The organism is Stenotrophomonas sp. YJH_SMC_4 (assembly GCF_059371575.1).
On record NZ_JCAFUR010000005.1, the window covers coordinates 140,330 to 164,940 of the forward strand.

Below are 24,611 nucleotides of genomic sequence, written 5' to 3' on the forward strand. Positions count from 1 at the left end.
TCCCGGAAAGGCAGAAGAGATGGACTGGCGGGGGAAAAGAGCGGGTCCGGCGCAGTGGCCGGCCGCACAGTTTACCATTGGTCATCGTCCAGCTCGACCTTTTCCCTGTTCATGTCCCAGTTTCCCGCCGCCACCCGCCTCCGATTCGTCCTGGTCGGTACCCAGCACCCCGGCAACATGGGGGCTGCCGCCCGCGCCCTGAAGACCATGGGCCTGGCCCGCCTGGTGCTGGTCGCCCCCGAAAAGCCGCTGGACGAGGAGGCCTTCCGCCGCTCGGCCGGTGCCGAAGACGTGCTGGGGGACGCTCCGGTGGTGGCCACCCTGGCCGAGGCCGTGGCGGATTGCCGCCTGGTACTGGGTTGCACGGCCCGTGCCCGCCGCGTCCAGCTGGAGGAATACCTGCCGGCCGACGCTGCCGCCCGTGCGGTGGCCAAGGCGGGCGAAGGTGCCGAGGTCGCACTGGTATTCGGCCGCGAGCGTACCGGCCTGACCAACGAGGAGCTGCAGCTCTGCCACGCCGCAGTGCACATCCCGTCAGACCCGGAGTTCAGCTCGCTCAACCTGGCCGCCGCCGTGCAGGTGCTGGCGTACGAAACGCGCATGCAGCTGCTGGGCGCGCAGCCGGCCGCCGACGCCGAGCCGGGCTTCCGCGAACAGGCCGCCAGCCATGAGCAGATGGAGAGCTTCTTCGCCCAGCTCGGCGACACCCTGGACGAGATCGATTTCCACAAGGGCCGCGCGCCGGAATCGGCGATGCGCAAGCTGCGCCGCCTGTTCCTGCGCAGCGAGCCGAGCGAGCAGGAAGTGCGCCTGTTGCGCGGCATCCTCGCCGATACCCAGCGCATGGCGCGTCTGGCCCAGGCCGGCAGCAAGGACAGCTGACGACGTTCTCATTTTTTCGGGTAGTCTGTCTGGATACCCAGGGGGGATGACGTCTGTGTCGGGTCTGCGAAAGGCAATGCAGGGGGGACTGCTGAGCCTGGCCATGGTCCTGCTGGCCGGAGCCGTGCATGCAGCACCGGATCCGGTGCTGGTGCTGGGCCGGATCAGCGATGACCCCCAGGCTCACTACGAGCAGCTGCAACCCCTGCTGGACTACGTGGTGGCGCGCATGCATGACGTCGGCATCCAGGAGGGGCGGGTACTGATGGCCCGCGACCCGCAGCAGATGGCCAGCTATCTGCGGCGGGGACGGGTCGACTGGGTCACGGAAACCTCCGGTACGGCGGTGGCACTGGGCCAGCGCAGTGGTGCGCGGCCGCTGCTGTTGACCGAGCGCAACGGGGTGCGCGAATACCAGACGGTGTTCTTCGTGCGCAGCGACAGTCCCATCCAGCGGGTGCAGGATCTGCGCGGCCATCGCCTGGCCCTGCAGAACACGGCATCCACCAGCGCCTACCTGGTGCCGGTGATGACCCTGCTGAACCATGGCCTGTCGCCGCAGATCCTGGCCGGGGTCTGGGACGTGCCAGGGCGTGACAGCGTGGGGTATGTGTTCGCGCGCAGCGAGTTGAACATCGCGACGTACGTGCACAAGGGGATGGCGGATGTGGGGGCGGTGAGCAGCGTGGACTGGAACGACGAGCGGCGGGTGCCGGCTGCATTCCGACGCGATTTCCGCGAACTGCTGCGTACCGAACCCTATCCGCGTGCGGTGGAGATGGTCCGCGCCGACCTCGATGCCCGGGTGCGCGACCGCCTGCAGGAAGTCCTGCTGCAGGCAGCCAGCGACCCGCAGGCACAGGGCGCGTTGCATCGGTTTTTTGGCACTTCCGGTTTCCACCGTGTCGATGCGCATGCGCAGCAGCGGTTGGATGAATTGAAACAAGGATTGACGCGCGTGCGGATGGAAGTGGAATGAAGTGGCTCGGCTCGGGGATGCAGGCCCGGTTCCTGCTGGCGATGGGCGGAGCGATGGTCGTGGTGGTCGCCATCCTGGCGGTGCTGCTGGGGCGCCAGACGGCGATGCAGAGCGAGGTGCGCACCCTCAGCGGTGGCGTCATCCATGAATTGTTCGACCGCAGCGTGCGCAGCCGCGGCGAGGCGATGGCGCGCGAGTTGTCCGATGCGCTGGCCAACCCGCTGTATTACCGCGACCTGGACCAGGTCGGCGTGCTGGTGCGCAGCACGGCGCGACAGCCGGTGGTGCGCTATGTACTGGTGTTCGACGAGCGCGGCCGGCTGGTGCACGACGGCTCGGTCGAGGTCCCGGGATTCGGCCAGCCGATGGGCGATCCCCTGGCACCCAAGGCTGCGGCGGCGCAGGCCTTGCTGGTGCAGGAATCGCCGAAGGTGCTGGACAACACGATGCCGATCATGGTCGGCAACCAGCGCATCGGCGGCGTCCGCGTCGGCATGGCGCTGGACGAAGTACAGCAACGCGAGCAGGCGGCCAACGCCACCCTTGGCGAGCGCCTGCAACTGGTCGGCAGCCGCCACCTGGGTTGGTTGCTGCTGATGCTGGGGTTGCTGGTGGTGATCGGCGTGGTGGTGATCCTGTACGTGCAGCGCACGCTGGTCGCGCCGATCCGCGATCTGGCCGCGGCCGCGCGCCGCATCGAGGCCGGTGACTACCAGACGCCCCTGGCCGAGAACACCCGTGACGACGAAGTGGGTGAGCTGGTGCGCGGCTTCGCCCGCATGCGCGATGCGATCGCCCGCCATGACCGTGAAGTGCGGCGCATGGCCTATACCGACGCGCTGACCGGGCTGACCAACCGGCTGGCATTCCGCGAAGCGCTGGACCATCGGCTGATGGCGGCGCGTGCCGCCAATCACCGGTTGGGCCTGCTGTTCGCCGACATCGACGATTTCAAGCGGGTCAACGACACGCTTGGCCATGAGGCCGGTGACGAGGCGTTGCTGCAGTTCGCACAGCGCATCGGCCGCGCCGTTGCGGAGGCAGGCGGCGACGAGGCCCTGCTGGCCCGCTTCGGCGGTGACGAGTTCGTGATCCTGGTGGGCGACGGTGATGTGGCCGCCAACGCGCGGCTGCTGGCCGAAGTGCTGGTGCGCGAGCTGGGCAGGCCGCTGGTGGTGCAGGGCAGGGAGCTGTTCCTGGGCACCTCGATCGGCGTGACCCTGTTCCCCGACGATGCGGCCGATGCGACCACCCTGTTGAAAAACGGCGACATCGCCATGTACCAGGCGAAGATGGCCGGCAAGAACTGCTATCGCTACTACAGCCGGGCGATGGACCACGCGGTCGAACGTCGCGTGCATATGGAACAGGAGCTGCGCGGGGCCTGGGAGCGCGGCGAACTGCGCCTGGCCTACCAGCCGATCTTCCGCATGCGCGACCGCCGCATGGTCGGCGTCGAAGTGCTGCTGCGCTGGCAGCATCCGACCCTGGGCACGATTCCGCCATCGGTGTTCATCGAGGTGGCCGAGCAGAGTGGTCTGATCGAGATCATCGGCCCGAAAGTACTGCGTGCGGCCTGCATGGAGGCCTCGCAGTGGCCGCGCGGGGCGGCCGGCGACGACCTGTTCGTGTCGGTGAACGTGTCACCGCGGCAGCTGCGCGGCGGCGAACTGCCGGCGCTGGTCGCGCAATGCCTGCATGAGTCCGGGCTGCCAGCGTCGCGCCTGCATCTGGAGCTGACCGAGACCGCGGTGATCGGTGACGAGATGGTCGCCGCGCAGCTGCTGGACAAGCTGCACCGCACCGGCGTGAAGGTATGGCTGGACGACTTCGGCACCGGCTTCTCCGGGCTCAGTCATCTGCGCCAGGTGCCGGTGGACGGCGTGAAGATCGACAAGAGCTTCGTGGCCGACATGCAGCGTGATCCCGACGACCTCGCATTGACCACGGCGATCATCGCCATGGCCCACGCGCTGGGCATCACGGTGGTGGCCGAGGGCATCGAGCAGCAGGCGCAGTTCGAACTGCTGGCGCAGCGCGGCTGCGATCTGGGGCAGGGCTACTGGCTGAGCCACCCGGTCACCGCCACCGAAGTGGTGCGGATGATCGAATCGGGCGTTTGACCGATTGACGTTGTGCCGTGGGTCATCCCTTTTCCGCAGTAAAAGGGATGACCCACGCTACGGAATTACACCGGGCGCTTGCTCGGGTCGCCGGGCAGTTCGCGCACCAGCTTCGGGACCAGATAGCCGGACAGGCGCGCGGTCAACCCGGCAATCAATGCCTTGGCCCGGGTGTCGTCCACTTCGAAGTGGGCCACGCCCTCGACCCGGTCCAGCTGGTGCAGGTAATAGGGCAGCACGCCGGCGGCGAAGCTGCGCTCGCTCAGGTCCTGCAGGGCCTGCACGCTGTCGTTGACCCCGCGCAGCAATACCGCCTGGTTCAGCAGCTGGGCGCCGATGCCGCGCAGGCGCGCCATCGCCGCGTCCACGCTGGCATCGAATTCATTGGCATGGTTGGCGTGGACCACGATGGCCAGCGGCCACGGCAGGCTGCCCAGCCAAGAGACCAGTTCATCGTCCACGCGCTCGGGCAGCACGATCGGCAGCCGGGTATGGATGCGCAGGCGGCGGATATGCGGGATCGCGCGCAGGGCGTCGGTCAGCTCGGCCAGCTTGTGCGTGGCCAGCGACAGCGGGTCACCGCCGGACAGGATCACCTCGTCGATGTCCGGGTCGGCGGCGATGGCGGCTACGGCCTCCTGCCAGCCACCCTTGGCGGCGTTCTCCGCGCCATAGTCGAAGTGGCGGCGGAAGCAGTAGCGGCAGTTGATCGCACAGCTGCCCGTCGCCACCAGCAGGGCGCGGCCACGGTACTTCTGGATGACGCCGGTGGCCTTCTTGGCGGCACCATCACCCACCGCATCGAAGCTGAACCCGGGCGCCGGGCGCATTTCCTCGTCGATCGGCAGCACCTGCCGCAGCAGCGGATCGGCCGGATCGCCCTTGCGCATGCGGGCCACGAACCCCTCCGGCACGCGCAGCGCGAACTGGGCCATGGCCGCTTCGGAGACGCCCAGTGCCGCCGGGTCCAGCTGCAGCCGGGCCAGCAGCGCCTGCGGGTCGCGCAGTGCCTGGCGCCAGAGCTGCTGCCAACGCGCGGGCGCGCCTGGCGACTGGGGCCGGGGGAAGGCGGAAAGCTGCATGGAGAGGGGGCCTGCGGTTATCATGGGGGCAGAAAAACAGTCGCCCACCGGCATCCGGTGGGCTTTCCATTCTAACGGCTCGCCGCACCCGCGGCGTTTTTGCCACTCAGGAGTTTACGCATGGCCAGCTACGGCATGAACGACGTCAAGAACGGGATGAAGATCCTGGTCAACAACCAACCGGCCGTCATCATCGACACCGAATACGTCAAGCCGGGCAAGGGCCAGGCCTTCACCCGCGTGAAGTACCGCCTGATCAAGGACGGCCGTACCCAGGAAGTGACCATGAAGTCGACCGACTCGCTGGATGCAGCCGACGTCGTCGATACCGACATGAACTTCATGTACAGCGACGGCGAGTACTGGCACTTCATGGACCCGGAATCCTTCGAGCAGGTCCAGGCCACCAAGGCCGGCATGGGCGGCGCCGAGAAGTGGCTGAAGGGCGAGGAGTCCTGCGTGGTCACCCTGTGGAACGGTGAGCCGATCTTCGTGCAGCCGCCGAACTTCGTCGAGCTGAAGATCACCGAAACCGATCCGGGCGTCCGTGGCGACACCTCGGGCGGCGGCGGCAAGCCGGCCACGCTGGAAACCGGCGCCGTGGTCCGCGTGCCGCTGTTCGTGAACCAGGACGAAGTGATCCGCGTCGACACCCGTTCGGGCGAATACTCCGCACGCGTCAAGTAATCCGGCGCAGCCGGATTACGATAGTGCCGGCCGCTGGCCGGATACGCGCCATCGCGTTCGCGCTGGCGCTCCCATGATCTGCTTCGGCAGATCATGGGCCCCGCTTCACGGGTCTCCAGACCCCGCCGCTTCGCGGCAGCCCCTGACTCAGGGGCGTGTCCCCCAGAAGTATCTCGCCGCCCCCCAGCCAGTGAGCCCGCATGAGCGATAGCCCGCACCTCCCCGAAGCCTGCGACCTGCTCATCGAAGCCGGTTACGTCGTTCCGATCGAGCCGCATGCGGTGGTGCTGGAAGACCATGCCGTTGCCGTGCGTGGCAGCGAGATCGTGGCCATCCTGTCGCGTGCCGAGGCGCGCGCACGGTTCCGCGCCACCCAGGTGGTCAGCCGCCCCGAGGCGGCGCTGATGCCGGGCCTGGTCAATGCGCACACGCACAACCCGATGACCCTGCTGCGCGGCGTCGCCGACGACCTGCCGCTGATGACCTGGCTGCAGCAGCACATCTGGCCGGTGGAAGCGGCGGTGATCGGCCCCGAATTCGTCGCCGACGGCACCACCCTGGCCATCGCCGAGATGCTGCGCGGCGGCACCACCTGCGCCAACGAGAACTACTTCTTCGGCGATGTGCAGGCCGCCGTCTACAAGAAGCATGGTTTCCGCGCGCTGGTCGGCGCGGTCATCATCGATTTCCCCACCGCCTGGGCCAAGACCGACGACGAGTACTTCGCCAAGGCCGGTGAACTGCATGACCAGTGGCGCACCGATCCGCTGATCGGCACCGCGTTCGCGCCGCATGCGCCGTATACGGTCAACGATGCCAACTTCGAGCGGGTGCGGATGCTGTCCGACCAGCTCGACATGCAGGTGCACCTGCACACCCACGAGACCGCGCAGGAGATCAACGATTCGATCAAGCTGCACGGCCAGCGCCCGCTGGCGCGGCTGGATCGCCTCGGCCTGGTCAACGACCGCCTGATCGCGGTGCACATGACCCAGCTGACCGATGCGGAAATCCACCTGTGCGCCGAGCGTGGCGTCAGCGTGGTGCATTGCCCGGAATCGAACCTGAAGCTCGCCTCCGGTTTCTGCCCGGCCTGCGCCCTGCAGCGCGCCGGCGTGAACCTGGCGATCGGCACCGACGGCTGCGCCAGCAACAACGACCTGGACATGTTCAGCGAGAACCGCACCGCGGCGATTCTGGCCAAGGCCGTGGCCGATGACGCCACCGCGCTGGACGCGGCAACCACGCTGCGCGCGTCCACCCTGGGCGGTGCCCGCGCGCTGGGCTTCGGCGAGCGCATCGGTTCGATCGAAGTCGGCAAGCAGGCCGACCTGGTCTGCGTCGACCTGTCCGCACTGGAAACCCAGCCGCTGCACAACGTGCTGTCGCAACTGGTGTACGCCACCGGCCGCCAGCAGGTCAGCGACGTCTGGATCGCCGGCAAGCCGAAGCTGGTGCAGCGCGAGCTGGTCGGCATGGACCTGCCGGGCATCATCGCCAACGCGCGCCAGTGGCGCGAGCGCATCCGTCATATCCGCGCCTGAACCCCGGCGCCGCAAGGACTCCCTCATGACTGCCCCCCACGCTTCCTCCAATTTCGATCAGGCCGAGCTGGACAAGTTCGCCGCGCTGGCCAACCGCTGGTGGGACGCTGACGGCCCGCAGAAGCCGCTGCATGCGCTGAACCCGGTGCGCCTGAAATACGTGGCCGACCGCGTTCCGCTGCGCGGCGCACGCGTACTCGACATCGGTTGCGGTGGCGGCCTGTTGAGCGAAGCGCTGGCCCAGGCCGGCGCCGACGTCACCGCCATCGACCTGGCCCCGGAGCTGGTCAAGGTCGCGCGCCTGCATGCGCTGGAAAGCGGCGCCAAGGTCGATTACCGGGTGCAGGCCGCCGAGGACCTGGCCGCCGAGCAGCCGGGCAGCTTCGATGTGGTGACCTGCATGGAAATGCTGGAGCACGTGCCGGACCCGGGCGCGATCATCGAGGCCTGCAAGCGCCTGCTGAAGCCGGGCGGCCACCTGTTCCTGTCGACCATCAACCGCACCGCTGCCGCCTTCGCAGTGGCGATTGTCGGTGCCGAGTACGTGGCGCGGCTGCTGCCCAAGGGCACGCACCACTACCAGGAATTCATCAAGCCGGCCGAGCTGGCGCGCTGGCTGCGCGAGGCCGACATGCAGCTGGTGGACGTCAGCGGCATGGCCTACGAGCCGTGGCGCAACCACGCCCGCCTGAGCAGCCGCACCGACATCAACTACCTGGCCTACGCGGTCAAGCCGGCATGACCTCCGCCCGCTTCCCGCGTGCGGTGCTGTTCGACCTGGATGGCACGTTGCTGGACAGCGCGCCGGACTTCGTCGCCACCTGCAACGCGATGCTGGCCGAACGTGGTCGTGCACCCATCGATCCGGCCGCACTGCGCCCGGTGGTGTCGAAGGGCTCGCGGGCGATGGTCTCGGCCGCGTTCCCGGACCTGGATGCCGCTGCGCGCGATGCACTGATCCCGGAATTCCTGCAGCGCTATGAAGCGTTGATCGGCCAGCACGCAGTGCTGTTCGACGGCGTGGCCGGCATGCTTGCCGCGCTGGATGAGGCCGGTACGGTGTGGGGCATCGTCACCAACAAACCCGAGTACCTGGCGCGCCTGATCCTGCCGCAGCATGGCTGGCAGCAGCGCTGCGCGGTGCTGGTCGGCGGTGACAGCCTGGCCGAACGCAAGCCGCACCCGCTGCCGCTGCTGTACGCTGCGCAGGCCATTGGCATTGCCGCCGAAGACTGCGTGTACGTGGGTGACGACGAGCGCGACATCATCGCCGCACGCGCTGCCGCCATGCCGTCGGTGGCGGCGCTGTGGGGCTACCGCCTGCACAGCGACGACCCGCTGGCCTGGCAGGCCGACGTGCTGGTCGAGAACGCCGAACTTCTGCAACTGGCCAGTCTCTGGCCGACCCGGCCGGCAGCCCCGGCCCAGCCGTAAGGAATCACGTAGTGAGCAGTACCGCGCTGGACAGTTTCCTCGACAAGTGGCGCAGCCGTTGGCCGGAATGGTCGGTGGCCGCCCCGTTCGTGGCCGAATCACAACGCGAGCTTGCCGTGGCGTGGTTCGCGCTGCTGCAGGAGTTCGACGACATGCTCAATACCGGCGGCGATCCGCTGCCGGCCGATGCCAAGCTGGCATGGTGGGGCGAGGAGCTGCGCAGCTGGGCCGGGCATCGTTCGCGCCATCCACTGGGCCGTCTGCTGGAGCCCGTGCGCGCGCCATGGGCGCAGCTGGCCGAGGCGCTGCCGGATCTGGTTGAAGCGCGCACCGTCGCACTGGATGCGGCCGGTGCCGAGCGTGCGCTGGCCAACTACGCCGAGGCCGTAGCTGCGGTGGAGGCGGCCTTGTTCGCGGACAAGCCGCGCACCGGTGCCGGCCGTGCGGTGCAGCTGCAGACCCTGGCCCAGCGCCTGCAGGATGCCGGCGTGGCCGGTGTGCCGCGCAGCTTGCTGGACGGTGATGCCAGTACGGCTGCACAGCGCTGGGCGCAGCATCTGTTGAAGGGCTGGGGCACGCGCGTGCCCGGCCCGCGCCCGCGCCGTGTGTGGTCCAGCCTGGCGCGCGCCCGCGTTGCCGCGCAGGCCGCAGGCAAGCCGATTGAAGCGACCCCAGTGCGCACCTTGTTGCGCGTGTGGTGGGCCGCGCGCGGTTGATCGATCGGCGCTGTTGACTGCTTCTGGTGGCTGCGGACCTTGGTCCGCACGCTCTGTGAGGTTGTGCCGACCAAGGTTGGCACCCACCAAAGCGCATTGCGCGCGTTACTTGCGTTCCAGCACCAGCAGCGGATCGATACGGGTATCGAACCAGTTCATGCCCCAATGCAGGTGCGGGCCGGTGGCACGGCCGGTGGCGCCGACCGCGGCGATCACCTGGCCTTGTTCCACACGGTCGCCAACTTTTACGTCGATGCGCGACAGGTGCAGGAAGTTGGAGCTGACCCCGAAACCGTGGTCGAGCAGCAGCGTACCGCCGGTCAGGTACAGGTCCGGCCCGGCGAAGGTGACGATGCCGGCGGCCGGTGCCTTCACCGGGGTGCCGGTCGGTACCGCGATGTCCATGCCGGAATGACCGGCACCGGGCTGCCCGTTGTACACGCGCGCATTGCCGAAGCGACCGCTGATGCGGCCCTGCACCGGCCAGATGAAGGTCTGGGTGAAGTCGGTGCGGTCGTCATCGCGAGCACGCGCGGCGGTCACCTGCGCCTGTTCGCGCTTGATCCGCTCGGCAATCGCCGGCGGCGGATTGACCGTCTTCGGCGGCACGCCGTTGACCCGCTCGGTGGGCCAGTCGCGCGGCGTCACCGCAATGGTCGCGGTCTCGCTGCCACCATCGGGGCGCTGCACCTGCACGCGCAATGGTCCCTTCTCGTCGCGGCCGATGCCGAACACCACGCTGCCGTAGCCGCTCACCCGCAGCTGGCGACCGGCGTACTGCACGCGGCTGCCGGCGGGCACCTTGCCGATCACCAGTGCGCCCTGCGACGCACTGGCCGGGAACACCACGCGGCTGTCGATCAGGCTGCCGATGGCATCCTGCGCGTGAGCCGACGGTACGCTGAGCAGGGGTGCCGCCAGCAGCAGCGCCCCGGTAAATAGAGCCGCGCGCATCAGCGGTCGTAGGTCATGCGCTGGCCGGCGGGCTCGCCCACCAGTTTGCTGCCGTCCCACACCAGCTGGCCGTTCACCCAGGTGGAGGCCACGCGCGAACGGAAGGTCGTGCCTTCGAACGGCGACCAGCCGCACTTGGACAGCACGTCCTCGCGCTTGACGGTGAACGGCACGTCTTCCACAAGCACCAGGTCGGCGAAGTAGCCTTCGCGCAGGAAGCCGCGTTCTTCCACGTCGAACAACTGTGCCGGCGCGTGGGCGAATTTCTGCACCACCTGTTCGCGGGTCAGCTTGCCTTCGTGCACGCGCTCCAGCGCGGCCACCAGCGCGTACTGCACCAGCGGCAGGCCCGACGGTGCCTGCACGTACGGCTTCTGCTTCTCTTCCCAGGTGTGCGGCGCGTGGTCGGTGGCCAGCACGTCCAGCACGTCGTCGGCCAGCGCAGCGGTGATCGCCTCGCGGTCGGACACTTCCTTGATGGCCGGGTTGCACTTGATCAGGTTGCCCTTGGTCGCATAGTCCGGGCGCGCGAAGTGCAGGAAGTGCACGCAGGTCTCGGCGGTGATCTGCTTGCGGCTGCCGTCGGCGCGGATCAGCGGGCCCTTCTCGAACAGCGCCAGCTCGTCGGCGGTGGAGATGTGCAGCACATGCAGGCGGGTGCCGTGCTTGCGCGCCAGCGACATCGCCAGCCGGGTCGACTTGATGCAGGCCTCGCGCGAACGGATGTCCGGATGCATGTCAGGGGTCAGCGCATCGCCGTACTTTTCCTGGAAGGCCTTCAGGTTGGCATCGATCATCGGCGTGTCTTCGCAGTGCGTGATGATCGGGGTCGGGCATTCGCGGAAGATCGCATCCAGCGTTTCCGGGTTGTCCACCAGCATGTTGCCGGTCGAAGCACCCATGAACACCTTCACGCCCGGGGCCTTCTTCGGATCCAGGGCACGGATCGCGTCGAGGTTGTCATTGCTGGCGCCGTGGTAGAAGCCATAGTTGGCCCAGGCGCGGCCGCGCGCGAGCTCGTACTTGGCTTCCAGGATGGTCGAATCCAGCGTCGGCGGGTTGGTGTTGGGCATGTCCATGAAGCTGGTCAGGCCACCGGCCACGGCCGCGGCCGATTCGCTGGCGATGTCGCCCTTGTGGGTCAGGCCCGGTTCGCGGAAGTGCACCTGGTCATCGATCATGCCGGGCAGCAGCCAGCGTCCGGCCGCATCCACCACCTGTTCGCCGTCGCGCGGCGCCAGCCCGCTGCCGATCTGCGCGATGCGGCCGTTCTCGATGCGCAGGTCGCCGTCGAAGGTGCGGCCTTCGTTGACCATCCGGGCGTTGGTGATGAGGGTGGAGGACATGTCAGTGTTTTCCTGTGCAACGGCAAGAGGGGGCGTTGGGAGACTCGGGCACGGGGTCGAAGCCGCCGGGATGGAACGGGTGGCAGCGACCGAGCCGGCGTGCAGCCAGCCAGCTGCCGCGCAGCGGGCCGTGCCGCGAGATGGCTTCCATCGCGTATTCAGAACAGCTCGGCACGAAACGGCAGCGTGGCCCCAGCAAGGGGCTGATGAAGCGCTTGTAGAAGCGCAGCAGGGCAATGAGCAGGCGCGAGATCACCCAGTCATCTTATGCCAGTTGGCATGAAGGCCGCATTTGTGCAGGATGGGCCGTTGGTCGCATGTCGCCGATGGCCTGCGACCGGTACCAGCACCTGCGGGTGCTGGCCAGGTTCCGTACCGCGCAAGGCGGTCCGTGTTCGTCGGACTGCCTCCAAGGGCGCCTTGACTCCAGGACTGAATGGAGCAGGGTGCCGAGGTTGCTGCTGCGGGTCGGGTAGGCTATAAAGGCCCGCTTTCCCGGGCCCCGGGGAATCCAAGGAAGAGCGTTTCGTGGCTGCTAAAAAAACTGCAAAGAAGGCCGCAACGGCCGCCAAGAAAACCGCCAAGCCTGTTGTGAAGAAGTTGGCGGCAAAGCCCGTTGCCAGGAAACCGGCCAGCAAGCCGGCGACCAAGGCAGCGTCCTCGCAACCGGCGGCCAGGAAGGCCACCGCAAAGAAAACGCCGGTCAAGGCAACCAAGCCGGTGGCGAAGAAGGCTGCTGCGCCCGCCAAGGCCAAGCCTGCCGCTGCCAGCAAGAAGGCGCCGGTGGTGAAGAAGGCCGCCAGCAAGGCCGCGCCGGTGAAGAAGGCTGCCGCCAAGCCAGTGGCGAAGAAGGCAGCAACCAAGCCGGCGCCGAAGGCGGTGGTGAAGAAGGCTGCAGCCAAGCCGGTCGCCAAGCCCGCAGTAAAGAAGGTCGCTGCGGCCAAGCCGGTCGCCACGCCTGCCGCTGTAAAGAAGGTTGCCAAGAATGTTGCCGCGCCGGCCGTAAAGCCGACCCCGGCCCCAGTAGTGAAGTCCGCACCGAAGCCTGCTGCCAAGCCGGCTCCGGCCAAGCCTGTCCCGGCCAAGACCGTGGCAGTGGCAGCAGCCCAACCGGCCTCCAAGCCGGCCCCGGCCGCCGCTCCTGCCGCCTCGAAGGCCCCGCAATCCAAGAATCCCGTGCCCGTTTCGAAATCGCCTGCCAAAACCGCCGTGAAATCCGATTCCGCCCCGAAGACCGTGTCGCGCCCTGTCGGCAAGGTTGCCGTGGCCGTCGCCGCCCGCTCGGCGGCACCGGCCCCGCGCAGCAAGTACAAGGTGGTCGAGTACAAGACCGACGAGGCCACCGGCCGCCCGATCCTGCCGGCTGGCTACAAGCCGTCCTCGGAAGAGGAATACATGAGCCCGCTGCAGCAGGAGTACTTCCGCCAGCGCCTGCAGAACTGGCGCGCGGACCTGGTGGAAGAGTCCAAGCAGACCATCGAGAACCTGCGCGAGGAAGTGCGTGACATCGGCGACGAAGCCGAGCGTGCGACCCGCGAGACCGAGAACTCGCTGGAACTGCGTACCCGCGACCGCTATCGCAAGCTGATCGGCAAGATCGACAGCACCCTGAAGCGCCTGGAAGCGGGCGACTACGGTTACTGCGTCGACACCGGCGAGGAAATCGGCCTGGAGCGCCTGGAAGCGCGCCTCACCGCCGAACGCACCATCGACGCCCAAGAGCGTTGGGAGCACCTGCAGAAGCAGCAGGGCGACTGATTCCCGCTCGTTGTATGGTCATGCAGAAAACCCGGCTTCGGCTGGGTTTTTTGTTGGGGGATCGTTGGTAAGCGACCGTGGCTGGCACGGGCAGTTGTGGCCGTTGACTTGGGTCCGCCTTGTAGCGAGCCGAGCACCGCAGGGGAATCGGGGGCGAAGAGGCGCCGCTGTTTGAGCGCAGCGAGTTCGGCGCCGTCCCCTGATTCACCGAGGAGCACAGGGCACCGGCGCGCAGCGCCGGCTCGCGGATGGCGGAGCGTTTCTTTGGTTACTTTCTTTTCGCGAAAAGAAAGTGACACCCCGCCGCGGTCGCGGAAAAGGGCCGCCGGGCATGGCCCGGCGCTACCAATGCGTCGGCGCACGTAAAGCGGCTGTCGCGGAAACGACGAGCCGACGCTACTGCAGATCACGCAAATTCAGTTTCCGCAGCGTCGGGTTCTTCCACGCGGTGATCCCGGCCACGCTCAGCACCGCAAACCCACCCAGCACCACTGCAGGCACCAGCCCCAGCAGACGGGCCATCGTGCCGGCATAGAACGCGCCCAGCTCGTTGGACGAACTGATGAAGATGCCGTTGATCGACGACACCCGTCCGCGCATTTCTTCCGGCGTGGCCAACTGCAGGATGGTCGAGCGGATCACCACCGAAACGCCATCGAAGGCCCCATAGAACAGCAGGATCAGCGCCGACAGCCAGAAGTGCTGCGACAGGCCGAAGCCGATCACGCACAGGCCGAACCCCGCCACCGCGAACAGCAACACGCGGCCGGCATTGCGGTGCAGCGGGTGGCGGGCCAGCCACAGGCCCACGCACACCGAACCGAGCGCCGGCATCGCGCGCAGTATGCCCAGGCCTTCGGGGCCGTGGTGCAGGATTTCGTGCAGGAAGGCCGGCAGCATCGCCACCACGCCGCCCAGCAGCACCGAGAACATGTCCAGCGCCATCGCGCCGACCATGATCCGGTTGCCGACCACGAATCGCGCGCCTTCGGCGATGCTCTTGAAGATCGGCGCGGCCGGACCGGTGTGCATCGGCTCCTCCACTTTCAGCGTGGCCAGGCAGGCCATCGCCACCAGGGCAAAGGCCGTAGCCACCGCGTAGGACAGGCCCTTGCCGCCGAAGCCGACCAGCACGCCGCCCAGCGCCGGGCCGGCCACCATGCCGGCCTGGAACACCACCGCGCCGAGGCCGGCGCCGCGCGCGAACTGATCGCGGGCCAGCACGCGGGCGAACAGTGCGTTGTAGATGGGCGAAAGAAACGCACGGACCATGCCGGTCAGGGCGATGGCCGCATAGATGGGCCACACGCCCTCGAACGGCAGCCAACCCGTCGCAACGCCGGTCAGCACCAGCGCCGTGGCGATCAGCCCGGAACAGGCGACCATGCCCAGCCGACGGCGCGGCAGGTGGTCGACCAGATAGCCGGCGAACGGCGCCACGCAGAAGAACGGCAGCACCTCGGCCAGGCCGACCAGGCCCAGCGAGAACGGATTGCGGGTGACTTCGTAGATGTGCCAGCCGACGGTGACCGCCACCACCTGGTAGGACAGCATCGCGAAGATGCGGTAGGCCAGCAGCTTGGCGAAACCGGGCCGGGACAGCAGGCCCAGCGCGGTGTCTTCGGCTGTGGCAGGCTCGCTCACGACGGGTCGCGCTGCAGCTGGGCCTGCGCGGTCTCGCGGATGAAGGCCAGCATCGCCGCCACGCCGTTGCTGCGGGTGGGGGAGAGGTGACGGGCCAGGCCGATGTCCTGGATGTAGCTGGGCTCGGTGTCCAGGATTTCCTGTGCCGAGCGCCCGGAGTACACGCGCAGGGCCAGGAAGATCAGTCCGGAAACGATGGCCGAATCACTGATGGCATGGAAGCGCAGCGACTGCGCGTTGCCTTCCGGCACGATCCAGACCATCGACTGGCAGCCGAGCAGGCGGTGCTCTTCGGTCTTCCATTCGTCCGGGAAGGCGGGCAGCTTGCGGCCGAGGTCGATCAGGTACTGGTAGCGCTCGGACCAGTCGCCGAAGAAGCCGAATTCCTCGGCGATGGCGGTCTGGGCCTCGGCGGCGGTAGGTTCAAGCGGGAACGGGGAGTCGGTCACAACAGTCTCTACAGTGGGGGCGTGGCCGGCGGGCCGGCCACGGGGCAGGGCAGGTCAGCCGCGCTTGCGCGACCAGCGCACGCCCTGCGGGGTGTCTTCCAGCACGATGCCTTCGGCGGCCAGCTGGTCGCGGATGGCATCGGAACGGGCGAAATCACGCGCTTTCTTGGCCGCAGCACGCTCGTCGATCAGGCCCTGGATGCGGGCATCGTCGCCGCCGTCGCCCGCAGCGGTACCGAACCACTGCGCCGGATCGGCCTGCAGCAGGCCCAGCGCCAGGCCGGCGCCGAGCAGCTCGCCCTTCAGCCGTGCCTGTTCGGCCGGGTCGGTGGCGCGGCGTGCATCGGCGGCGATGCGGGCCACTTCGGCCAGCGCCTGCGGGGTGTTCAGGTCGTCATCCAGGGTCGCCTCGACGCTGGCCGGGATCACCGCGCTGGCTTCGATCGACGCCAGCTCGCGCAGCGTGCCGTACAGGCGGTCCAGGGTGCGCACCGACTGCTCGATCAGGCCATCGGACCAGTCCAGCGGCTGCCGGTAATGGGCCGACAGCAGGGCCAGACGCAGCGCTTCCGGCGGATGCTGGCGCACCAGGTCGTGTACGCGCTCGATGTTGCCCAGCGACTTGCTCATCTTGGCGCCGCCGAAGTTGAGCATGCCGTTGTGCAGCCAGTAGCGGGCAAAGATCCTGCCGCCATGCGCGCATTCGCTCTGCGCGATCTCGTTCTCGTGGTGCGGGAACTGCAGGTCGACACCGCCGGCATGGATGTCGATGGTCTCGCCCAGATGGGCGGCCGCCATCGCCGAGCATTCGATGTGCCAGCCCGGGCGGCCGCGGCCCCAGGGCGATTCCCAGCCGGGCAGGTCGTCGCTGGACGGCTTCCACAGCACGAAATCGCCCGGATCACGCTTGTAGGGGGCGACATCGACGCGGGCGCCGGCCAGCATCTCTTCCGGATCGCGTCGCGAGAGCTTGCCGTAGCCGTCGAAGCTGGCCACCGCGAACAGCACATGGCCTTCGGCGGCATAGGCATGACCATTGGCGATCAGCTGCTCGATCATGGTGATGATCTGCGGCATGTGCGCAGTCACTTCCGGCTCGATGTCCGGCGGCACCACGCCCAGCGCGGCCATGTCTTCACGGTAGGCGGCGGCGAACCTGTCGGTGATGGTGCTGATCGGCACCCCCTGCTCGCGTGCAGCGGTGTTGATCTTGTCGTCCACGTCGGTGATGTTGCGCGCGTAGCGCAGGCCACCGAAACGCCGCCGCAGCAGATCGGCCAGCACCCCGAACACCACCGGGCCACGGGCGTTGCCGATGTGCACGTAGTTGTAGACCGTGGGGCCGCACACATACAGGGTCGGACAGGCCGGATCGAGCGGGGTGAACGGTTCGAGCTGGCGAGTCAGGTTGTTGTGCAGGCGCAGGGTCATGGGGCTGTGGCTGGGGGACAAGCCTGTGATTTTAGAACGTGTCGGCCCGCTTTGGGGCGCCGATTGCCACCGGTGGACGCCGGCTCCACCCAAGGTGGGGTGGGCAGGAGCGGCGTGGACGGGTAATGTTCAGCCCCTTGCGCTCGTCACTGCCTACACTATTGCCGTGTCCTTGCTCCCGTCGCCACTGAAATCCACCGCGTTGCTGACCCTGGCCTGCCTGTCGGCGACGGCCGCCGTGGCCCAGGCGCAGGAGGCCGAGCCGCGCAACCGGGTGGTGATCGTCGAGAACGTGAAGTTCGACTATGCGCAGGTGCTGAACGTCGAGCCGGTGTTCCAGACCCTGCGCGCGACCCGCACCGAGGAGCATTGCGAGCCGATCTCGACCCGCACCCTGGCCCCGGTCAACGTCACCGGTGAAGAGCCGGTCGAGGACAAGGGCCGGATCAGCCGCTTCTGGGACTCGGTGCGCTCGATGTTCAAGCGCAGCGATGAAGAGGTCTCCGAGGAGACCGCCGCCGAGACGCCTGCCCCGGCACCGGCCAACAACGGCCCGATGCTGACCCGCGACTGCCGCATCGTGCCGGTCGGGCGTGAATTCCGCCGGCCGATCGCCTATGACGTGGATTACGTCTACAAGGGCACCAAGTACCGGTCGCGCCTGCCGGAAGACCCCGGCAACCGGCTGAAGATCCGGGTTTCGATCACCCCCTGGGTCGGCCCCGAGCAGGGCGCCGCCGGTAATCCCTGATTCTGCGACCCCGGCCCCTTGCGTCGGCCCCGGCCGCATGCAAAGATTGGCGGCCATGAAGCTCACCGACTTCCAGCACGACAGCAGCGCAGCCCGACAGGCGTCGGGCATGACCTCGCGTGCGCGTCGACCGGAACCCCACATCCTCGCTGGGTAACCGGAGCTTTCTGCTGTTCGTCCGAAAAAAACCCAGCCCGCCGGCTGGGTTTTTTCGTTTCCGCGCTTCAAAAATGCATGTGCTGAAAGCTGCAACTGCAACCTTTTCGATCCACCTTTGCTTCCTGCTTTTCCCTTCCACCGCGTCGAACCCGGCGCCGCCACGCAAGGAAAGATGATGTCCCCCAAGCACTTCCTGAACACCCAGGACTGGAGCCGCAGCGATCTTGACGCGCTGCTGACCCAGGCCGCGCTGTTCAAGCGCAACAAGCTCGGCGACCAGCTCAAGGGCAAGTCGATCGCGCTGGTGTTCTTCAACCCCTCCATGCGCACCCGCACCAGCTTCGAACTGGGCGCGTTCCAGCTCGGCGCCCACGCGGTGGTGCTGCAGCCGGGCAAGGATGCGTGGCCGATCGAGTTCAACCTCGGCACGGTGATGGACGGCGATACCGAGGAGCACATTGCGGAAGTGGCCAAGGTGCTGGGCCGTTACTGCGACATCATCGCCGTGCGTGCGTTCCCCAAGTTCATCGACTGGGCCTACGACCGCCAGGACATCGTCCTCAACAGCTTCGCCAAGTATTCGCCGGTGCCGGTCATCAACATGGAGACCATCACCCACCCGTGCCAGGAACTGGCCCACGTCATGGCCCTGCAGGAGCACTTCGGCACCCAGGACCTGCGTGGCAAGAAGTATGTGCTGACCTGGACCTACCACCCCAAGCCGCTGAACACCGCCGTGGCCAACTCGGCACTGACCATCGCCACCCGCATGGGCATGGACGTGACCCTGCTGTGCCCGACCGCCGACTACATTCTCGACGATCGCTACATGGGCTGGGCCGAGCAGAACGTGGCCGAGAGCGGCGGTTCGCTGAAGATCAGCCATGACATCGACAGCGCCTACGCCGGCGCCGACGTGGTCTACGCCAAGAGCTGGGGCGCGCTGCCGTTCTTCGGCAACTGGGAGCCGGAGAAGCCGATCCGCGACCAGTTCAAGCACTTCATCGTGGACGAGCGGAAGATGGCACTGACCAACAACGGTGTGTTCAGCCACTGCCTGCCGCTGCGCCGGAACGTGAAGGCCACCGACGCGGTGATGGATTCGCCGCAGTGCATCGCCATCAACGAAGCCGAGAACCGCCTGCACGTGCAGAAGGCGATCATGGCGGCGGTTGCCGGGCGCTAGATCGAACAAGGGGTAGCGCCGACCGTTGGTCGGCTGCTCCCGCAGCGGCGCATCCAACATTCCAGCCGACCAACAGTCGGCTCTACCGAATTCCCATCCCCCAAGTGGACCTGACTCCCATGAGCAACAAAGACGTCGTTCTCGCCTTCTCCGGCGGCCTGGATACCAGCTTCTGCGTGCCGTACCTGCAGGAGCGCGGCTACAACGTGCACACCGTGTTCGCCGACACCGGCGGCGTGGATGATGAAGAGCGCGATTTCATCGAAAAGCGCGCCGCCGAACTGGGCGTGACCAGCCACGTCACCGTCAACGGTGGCCCGGCCATCTGGGAAGGCTTCGTCAAGCCGTTCGTGTGGGCCGGCGAAGGCTACCAGGGCCAGTACCCGCTGCTGGTCTCGGACCGCTACCTGATCGTCGATGCCGCGCTGAAGCGTGCCGCCGAACTGGGCACCAACATCATCGCCCACGGCTGCACCGGCATGGGCAACGACCAGGTCCGCTTCGACCTGGCCGTGAAGGCGCTGGGTGACTACCAGATCATCGCGCCGATCCGCGAGATCCAGAAGGAACACACCCAGACCCGCGCCTACGAGCAGAAGTACCTGGAAGAGCGCGGCTTCGGCGTGCGCGCCAAGCAGCAGGCCTACACCATCAACGAGAACCTGCTGGGCCTGACGATGTCCGGCGGCGAGATCGACCGTTGGGAAGCCCCGGGCGAGGGCGCCCGTGGCTGGTGCGCACCGCGCAGCGAGTGGCCGGAGCAGGCGCTGACCGTCACCCTGAAGTTCGTTGAAGGCGAAGCCGTTGAACTGAACGGCAAGGCGCTGCCGGGCGACCAGATCCTGGCCCAGCTCAACAAGCTGTTCGCCCCGTACGGCGTCGGTCGCGGCGTCTACACCGGCGACACCGTGATCGGCCTGAAGGGCCGCATCGTGTTCGAGGCCCCGGGCCTGGTTTCGCTGCTGGCCGCACACCGCGCGCTGGAAGATGCGGTGCTGACCAAGCAGCAGAACCGCTTCAAGCCAGACGTGGCGCGCAAGTGGGTGGAGCTGGTGTACGAAGGCTTCTACCACGATCCGCTGAAGACCGACATCGAAGCTTTCCTGAAGTCCTCGCAGGCCAAGGTCAACGGTGAAGTGGTGCTGGAAACCCGCGGTGGCCGCGTCGATGCAGTGGCGGTGAAGTCGCCGCACCTGCTCAACACCAAGGGTGCCACCTACGCGCAGTCGGCCGACTGGGGCGTGGAGGAGGCCGAAGGCTTCATCAAGCTGTTCGGCATGAGCTCCACTGTCTATGCGCAGGTCAATCGTGGTTGACCTGTGACGGGGTGCCGGCCGCTGGCCGGCGCCTCGCAACGTCGATGGAGGGTAGTGCCGGCCGCTGGCCGGCTCGTGGCACGGCTGGATCATTGCGGAGCCGGCCAGCGGCCGGCACTACCGATTTCGAACCCTACGGATATTCAGACACATGCTTGAACAGACGCTCGATCACCTGCAGGCCCTGGTGTCTTTCGACACCCGCAACCCGCCGCGTGCGATCACCACCGGTGGCATCTTCGATTACCTGCGCGCGAACCTGCCCGGCTTCAACGTCGAGGTGATCGACCATGGCGCGGGCGCGGTCAGCCTGTACGCCGTGCGTGGTACGCCGAAGTACCTGTTCAACGTGCACCTGGATACGGTGCCGGACTCGCCGCACTGGAGTGCCGACCCGCATGTGATGCGGCGCCTGGACGACCGCGTGGTCGGCCTGGGCGTGTGTGACATCAAGGGCGCGGCCGCTGCACTGGTGGCTGCGGCCAATGCCAGCGATGGTGATGCCGCGTTCCTGTTCTCCAGCGATGAAGAAGCCAACGATCCGCGCTGCATCGCCGCGTTCCTGGCCCGCGGCATTCCGTACGAAGCGGTGTTGGTGGCCGAGCCGACCATGAGCGAAGCGGTGCTGGCGCATCGCGGCATCAGCTCGGTGCTGATGCAGTTCGCCGGTCGTGCAGGGCACGCCTCGGGCAAGCAGGATGCGGCTGCCAGCGCGCTGCACCAGGCGATGCGCTGGGGCAACCGCGCGCTGGACCATGTGGAATCACTGGCTTCGGCGCGCTTCGGTGGGCTGACGGGCCTGCGCTTCAACATTGGCCGCGTCGAAGGCGGGATCAAGGCCAACATGATCGCGCCCGCTGCCGAAGTGCGCTTCGGCTTCCGGCCGCTGCCGTCGATGAACATCGACGCGTTGCTGGCCACCTTCGCCGGTTTCGCCGAGCCGGAAGCGGCGGTATTCACCGAAACCTTCCGTGGCCCCAGCCTGCCGGCCGGCGACATCGCCGAAGCCGAAAACCGCCGCCTGCTGGCACGTGACGTGGCCGATGCGCTGGAACTGCCGATCGGCAACGCGGTGGACTTCTGGACCGAGGCCTCGCTGTTCTCGGCCGGTGGTTACACCGCGCTGGTGTTCGGCCCGGGTGACATCGCCCAGGCCCACACCGCCGATGAGTTCGTGACGCTGGAGCAGTTGCAGCGCTACACCGACGCCGTGCACCGCATCATCGCCGCCGGCGCCTGATTCTTCCCTTTCCGACGAAACCGAAATGTCTCCTGCCCTCCAGCCCCATCGCCAGACCCGCCAGACCATCGTGCGCCTGCTTTCCAGCATGGCCAGCGCGAAGGAGATCAGCCAGTACCTCAAGCGCTTCTCGCAGCTGGATGCCAAGCGCTTCGCCGTGGTCAAGGTCGGCGGCGCGGTGCTGCGCGACGACCTCGACGCGCTGACCTCTTCGCTGTCGTTCCTGCAGGAAGTCGGGCTGACCCCGATCGTGCTGCACGGCGCCGGCCCGCAGCTGGATGCCGAACTGTCGGCCGCCGGCATCGAGAAGCAGACCGTGAACGGCCTGCGCGTGACCTCGCCGGAAGCGCTGGCGATCGTGCGCCGGGTGTTCCAGCAGTCCAACCTGCGGCTGGTCGAGGCGCTGCAGCAGAACGGCGCGCGCGCCACCTCGATCACCGGCGGCGTGTTCGAGGCCGAGTACCTGGATGTGGATACCTACGGCCTGGTCGGCGAGGTGAAGAAGGTCAACCTGGCACCGATCGAGGCCAGCCTGCGCGCTGGCTCGATCCCGGTCATCACCAGCCTGGGCGAGACCGCCGGCGGCCAGATCCTCAACGTCAACGCCGACTTCGCCGCCAACGAGCTGGTGCAGGAATTGCAGCCGTACAAGATCATCTTCCTGACCGGCACGGGCGGCCTGCTGGACGAGGCGGGCAACGTGATCGATTCGATCAACCTGTCCACCGAGTACGACCACCTGATCGCGCAGCCGTGGATCCACGGCGGCATGAAGGTGAAGATCGAACAGATCAAGGATCTGCTCGACCGCCTGCCGCTGGAATCGTCGGTGTCGATCACGCGCCCGGCCGACCTGGCCAAGGAACTGTTCACCCACAAGGGTTCGGGCACGCTGGTGCGCAAGGGTGAAAAGGTGCTGCGCGCCACCGCCTGGAACGAACTGGACCTGCCGCGCCTGAAGGGCCTGATCGAATCCAGCTTCGGCCGCGCGCTGGTGCCGGACTATTTCGAGAAGACCAAGCTGTTGCGTGCCTACGTCAGCGAGAACTACCGCACCGCGGTCATCCTCACCGACGAGGCAGAGGGCGTGTACCTGGACAAGTTCGCCGTGCTCGACGACGCGCAGGGCGAGGGTCTGGGCCGTGCGGTCTGGAACGTGATGCTGGAAGAGACGCCGCAGCTGTTCTGGCGCTCGCGCCATGGCAACCCGATCAATCACTTCTACTACGCCGAATCCGACGGCTGCTACAAGCAGGACCACTGGAAGGTATTCTGGTTCGGTGCCGATGGCATCGACCGGATCAAGACCTATGTCGATCATTGCGCGCAGCGCACCCCGAGCCTGCAGGGCTGAGCAATGAGCAACCTCGATGCCTGGAACACGGTTCCTACCCTGCGCGGCCAGCACGTAACCCTGCAGCCGCTGCAGATGGAACACGTGCCCGGCCTGCGCGATGCGCTTGAAGGCAGCGGCCTGGACCAGCTCTGGTACACCCAGGTGCCGTCGCCGGAACAGGCCGAGACCTATGTGCGGGCCGCGCTGCAGGCGCAGAGCGAAGGCAAGGTGCTGCCGTTCGTGATCCGTGATGCGGCTGGCGGAATCGTTGGCAGTACCCGTTTCTATGACATGGATGCCGGTGTGCCGAAACTCAGCCTCGGCTACACCTGGTATGCGCCGCGCGTGCAGCGTACCGGCGCCAACACCGAAGCCAAGCTGTTGCTGCTGCAGCACGCCTTCGAAACGCTGGGCTGTATCAGCGTGGTGCTGGAAACCAGCTGGTTCAACGCCACCTCGCGCACTGCCATCGCCCGCCTCGGCGCCAAGCAGGACGGCGTGCTGCGCAACCACAAGCGGCATGCCGACGGCACGCCGCGCGACACCGTCATCTTCTCCATCATCGATGCGGAATGGCAGGGCGTGAAGCGCCACCTGCAGTTCCGCCTGGACAGTCACGCATGAACGATTCGACCTTTACCCTTGGCATCGTCGGTGCCCGCGGCCATACCGGCGCCGAGCTGATCAAGCTGGTGGCCGCCCATCCGCGGCTGGAACTGGCTTTCGTCTCCTCGCGCGAGCGCGCCGGGCAGCGCCTGTCCGACCATCACCCGGAATTCCAGGGCGATCTGCAGTACGAGAACCTGGACGCCGACGCGGTGGCGGCCAAGGGTGTGGACGCAGTGATCCTGGCCCTGCCCAATGGCCTGGCCGCACCGTTCGTGGCTGCGCTGGAAGCGGCGAAGCCGGACACCGTCATCGTCGATCTCTCGGCCGACTATCGCTTCGACAACAGCTGGTACTACGGCCTGCCGGAGCTGACCCGCGGCCGCTACAACGGCCAGAAGCACATCAGCAACCCGGGCTGCTATGCCACGGCGATGCAGCTGGCGGTGCATCCGCTGCTGGACCTGCTGGCCGGTCCGCCGCAGTGCTTCGGTGTCTCCGGCTACTCCGGCGCCGGTACCACGCCGTCGGACAAGAACAACGTCGAACTGCTGGCCGACAACCTGATGCCCTACGCGCTGACCAACCACGTGCACGAGCGCGAGGTGTCGGTGCAGCTGGGCGTGGCTGTTGAATTCATGCCACATGTCGCGCCGCATTTCCGGGGCATCACGCTTACCGCCAACCTGTGGCTGAACCGCGTGCAGACCCGCGAACAGATCGTCGAGCGCTTCCAGCAGGCCTATGCCGGCGAACCCCTGATCGACGTGGTGGATGAAGCGCCGTGGGTCAGCCGCATCGCCGGCCGACACGGTGCCCAGGTCGGTGGCTTCACGCTCGCGCCGGGCGGCAAGCGGGTCGTCGTGGTGGCGACCCTGGACAACCTGCTCAAGGGCGCAGCCACCCAGGCCATGCAGAACCTCAACCTCGCGCTGGGCATCGATGAACTGATGTCCATCCCGCACTGAACACGCCTTCCGGAGCCCCC

General features: G+C 67.3%; 23 protein-coding genes. 16 read left to right on the forward strand and 7 right to left on the reverse strand.

The window, feature by feature from the left end; translation table 11 throughout:
• Positions 1-111: 111 nt before the first annotated feature.
• Genes AC5P9F_RS10440 through AC5P9F_RS10450 form a run of 3 tightly spaced genes read left to right on the forward strand, consistent with a single transcriptional unit; the run spans position 112 to position 3,984 of the window.
• Positions 112-882, forward strand: coding sequence for an RNA methyltransferase (locus tag AC5P9F_RS10440; RefSeq protein WP_005414025.1), 771 nt, complete (start codon positions 112-114; stop codon positions 880-882).
• 46 nt (positions 883-928) lie between these two features.
• Entirely contained in the window at positions 929-1,861 is a 933-nt protein-coding gene (locus tag AC5P9F_RS10445) for a phosphate/phosphite/phosphonate ABC transporter substrate-binding protein (protein WP_049404638.1), read from the forward strand.
• Positions 1,858-3,984, forward strand: coding sequence for a putative bifunctional diguanylate cyclase/phosphodiesterase (locus AC5P9F_RS10450; RefSeq protein WP_062607456.1), 2,127 nt, complete (start codon positions 1,858-1,860; stop codon positions 3,982-3,984). The genes AC5P9F_RS10445 and AC5P9F_RS10450 overlap by 4 nt, the downstream gene beginning before the upstream one ends.
• Before the next feature lie 65 nt (positions 3,985-4,049).
• Here the strand turns inward: AC5P9F_RS10450 and epmB are convergent, their stop codons facing one another.
• The gene (gene epmB / locus AC5P9F_RS10455; protein WP_044570623.1) at positions 4,050-5,066 is read right to left on the reverse strand and encodes an EF-P beta-lysylation protein EpmB; all 1,017 of its coding nucleotides are present in this window, start codon (positions 5,064-5,066) and stop codon (positions 4,050-4,052) included.
• Positions 5,067-5,186: 120 nt separating this feature from the next.
• Here epmB and efp point away from each other — a divergent pair, with 120 nt between their 5' ends.
• From efp to AC5P9F_RS10480, 5 genes are all read left to right on the forward strand, one after another.
• Positions 5,187-5,753: an elongation factor P gene (gene efp, locus AC5P9F_RS10460; protein WP_005410381.1), complete on the forward strand. Its 567-nt coding sequence runs from the start codon at positions 5,187-5,189 to the stop codon at positions 5,751-5,753.
• A 200-nt stretch (positions 5,754-5,953) separates the two neighbouring features.
• Positions 5,954-7,297, forward strand: a complete 1,344-nt coding sequence (locus AC5P9F_RS10465) for a TRZ/ATZ family hydrolase (RefSeq protein WP_062607452.1) — start codon at positions 5,954-5,956, stop codon at positions 7,295-7,297.
• Between the two features lie 25 nt (positions 7,298-7,322).
• Complete coding sequence (gene ubiG / locus AC5P9F_RS10470) at positions 7,323-8,039, forward strand: bifunctional 2-polyprenyl-6-hydroxyphenol methylase/3-demethylubiquinol 3-O-methyltransferase UbiG (protein ID WP_005410379.1); 717 nt, start codon at positions 7,323-7,325, stop codon at positions 8,037-8,039.
• Complete coding sequence (locus tag AC5P9F_RS10475) at positions 8,036-8,731, forward strand: phosphoglycolate phosphatase (protein WP_005414020.1); 696 nt, start codon at positions 8,036-8,038, stop codon at positions 8,729-8,731. The genes ubiG and AC5P9F_RS10475 overlap by 4 nt, the downstream gene beginning before the upstream one ends.
• An 11-nt stretch (positions 8,732-8,742) precedes the next feature.
• A complete protein-coding gene (locus AC5P9F_RS10480) occupies positions 8,743-9,447 on the forward strand; it encodes a squalene/phytoene synthase family protein (protein ID WP_099484821.1) in 705 nt (234 codons plus the stop codon).
• A gap of 105 nt (positions 9,448-9,552) precedes the next feature.
• Here AC5P9F_RS10480 and AC5P9F_RS10485 read toward each other — a convergent pair whose 3' ends face one another.
• From AC5P9F_RS10485 to yidD, 3 genes are read right to left on the reverse strand one after another with little or no spacing between them, the layout of a single operon-like run.
• Entirely contained in the window at positions 9,553-10,401 is an 849-nt protein-coding gene (locus AC5P9F_RS10485) for a M23 family metallopeptidase (protein WP_005414018.1), read from the reverse strand.
• Positions 10,401-11,747: a dihydroorotase gene (locus AC5P9F_RS10490; protein WP_099490348.1), complete on the reverse strand. Its 1,347-nt coding sequence runs from the start codon at positions 11,745-11,747 to the stop codon at positions 10,401-10,403. Before AC5P9F_RS10490 ends, AC5P9F_RS10485 begins: the two co-directional genes overlap by 1 nt.
• Before the next feature lies 1 nt (position 11,748).
• On the reverse strand, positions 11,749-12,003 hold the full coding sequence (gene yidD, locus AC5P9F_RS10495; RefSeq protein WP_005414016.1) for a membrane protein insertion efficiency factor YidD: 255 nt from the start codon (positions 12,001-12,003) through the stop codon (positions 11,749-11,751).
• A 272-nt stretch (positions 12,004-12,275) separates the two neighbouring features.
• On the opposite strand from yidD, the gene dksA reads away from it, so the two are divergent.
• Positions 12,276-13,505 carry an RNA polymerase-binding protein DksA gene (gene dksA / locus AC5P9F_RS10500; protein ID WP_060380332.1) on the forward strand — a complete coding sequence of 410 codons (1,230 nt, stop codon included), beginning with the start codon at positions 12,276-12,278 and terminating at the stop codon, positions 13,503-13,505.
• 396 nt (positions 13,506-13,901) lie between these two features.
• Here the strand turns inward: dksA and AC5P9F_RS10505 are convergent, their stop codons facing one another.
• Genes AC5P9F_RS10505 through cysS form a run of 3 tightly spaced genes read right to left on the reverse strand, consistent with a single transcriptional unit; the run spans position 13,902 to position 17,029 of the window.
• A complete protein-coding gene (locus AC5P9F_RS10505) occupies positions 13,902-15,149 on the reverse strand; it encodes an MFS transporter (RefSeq protein ID WP_043035352.1) in 1,248 nt (415 codons plus the stop codon).
• Positions 15,146-15,598, reverse strand: a complete 453-nt coding sequence (locus tag AC5P9F_RS10510) for a SufE family protein (RefSeq protein ID WP_005410372.1) — start codon at positions 15,596-15,598, stop codon at positions 15,146-15,148. The genes AC5P9F_RS10505 and AC5P9F_RS10510 overlap by 4 nt, the downstream gene beginning before the upstream one ends.
• A 54-nt stretch (positions 15,599-15,652) precedes the next feature.
• On the reverse strand, positions 15,653-17,029 hold the full coding sequence (cysS, locus tag AC5P9F_RS10515) for a cysteine--tRNA ligase (RefSeq protein ID WP_005414013.1): 1,377 nt from the start codon (positions 17,027-17,029) through the stop codon (positions 15,653-15,655).
• A 187-nt stretch (positions 17,030-17,216) separates the two neighbouring features.
• Here cysS and AC5P9F_RS10520 point away from each other — a divergent pair, with 187 nt between their 5' ends.
• The 7 genes from AC5P9F_RS10520 (at position 17,217) to argC (ending at position 24,591) form a co-directional block, all read left to right on the forward strand.
• Positions 17,217-17,780 carry a glycine zipper 2TM domain-containing protein gene (locus tag AC5P9F_RS10520; RefSeq protein WP_024958440.1) on the forward strand — a complete coding sequence of 188 codons (564 nt, stop codon included), beginning with the start codon at positions 17,217-17,219 and terminating at the stop codon, positions 17,778-17,780.
• A gap of 334 nt (positions 17,781-18,114) precedes the next feature.
• Positions 18,115-19,125 carry an N-acetylornithine carbamoyltransferase gene (locus AC5P9F_RS10525; protein WP_005410369.1) on the forward strand — a complete coding sequence of 337 codons (1,011 nt, stop codon included), beginning with the start codon at positions 18,115-18,117 and terminating at the stop codon, positions 19,123-19,125.
• A 119-nt stretch (positions 19,126-19,244) separates the two neighbouring features.
• Complete coding sequence (locus AC5P9F_RS10530; protein ID WP_005410368.1) at positions 19,245-20,441, forward strand: argininosuccinate synthase; 1,197 nt, start codon at positions 19,245-19,247, stop codon at positions 20,439-20,441.
• 151 nt (positions 20,442-20,592) lie between these two features.
• Positions 20,593-21,681, forward strand: coding sequence for an acetylornithine deacetylase (locus AC5P9F_RS10535; protein ID WP_059034828.1), 1,089 nt, complete (start codon positions 20,593-20,595; stop codon positions 21,679-21,681).
• A 25-nt stretch (positions 21,682-21,706) separates the two neighbouring features.
• Positions 21,707-23,035: an acetylglutamate kinase gene (locus AC5P9F_RS10540; protein WP_005410366.1), complete on the forward strand. Its 1,329-nt coding sequence runs from the start codon at positions 21,707-21,709 to the stop codon at positions 23,033-23,035.
• A 3-nt stretch (positions 23,036-23,038) separates the two neighbouring features.
• Positions 23,039-23,641: a GNAT family N-acetyltransferase gene (locus AC5P9F_RS10545; protein ID WP_065183461.1), complete on the forward strand. Its 603-nt coding sequence runs from the start codon at positions 23,039-23,041 to the stop codon at positions 23,639-23,641.
• On the forward strand, positions 23,638-24,591 hold the full coding sequence (gene argC, locus AC5P9F_RS10550) for an N-acetyl-gamma-glutamyl-phosphate reductase (RefSeq protein WP_005414005.1): 954 nt from the start codon (positions 23,638-23,640) through the stop codon (positions 24,589-24,591). The genes AC5P9F_RS10545 and argC overlap by 4 nt, the downstream gene beginning before the upstream one ends.
• Positions 24,592-24,611: the final 20 nt, after the last annotated feature.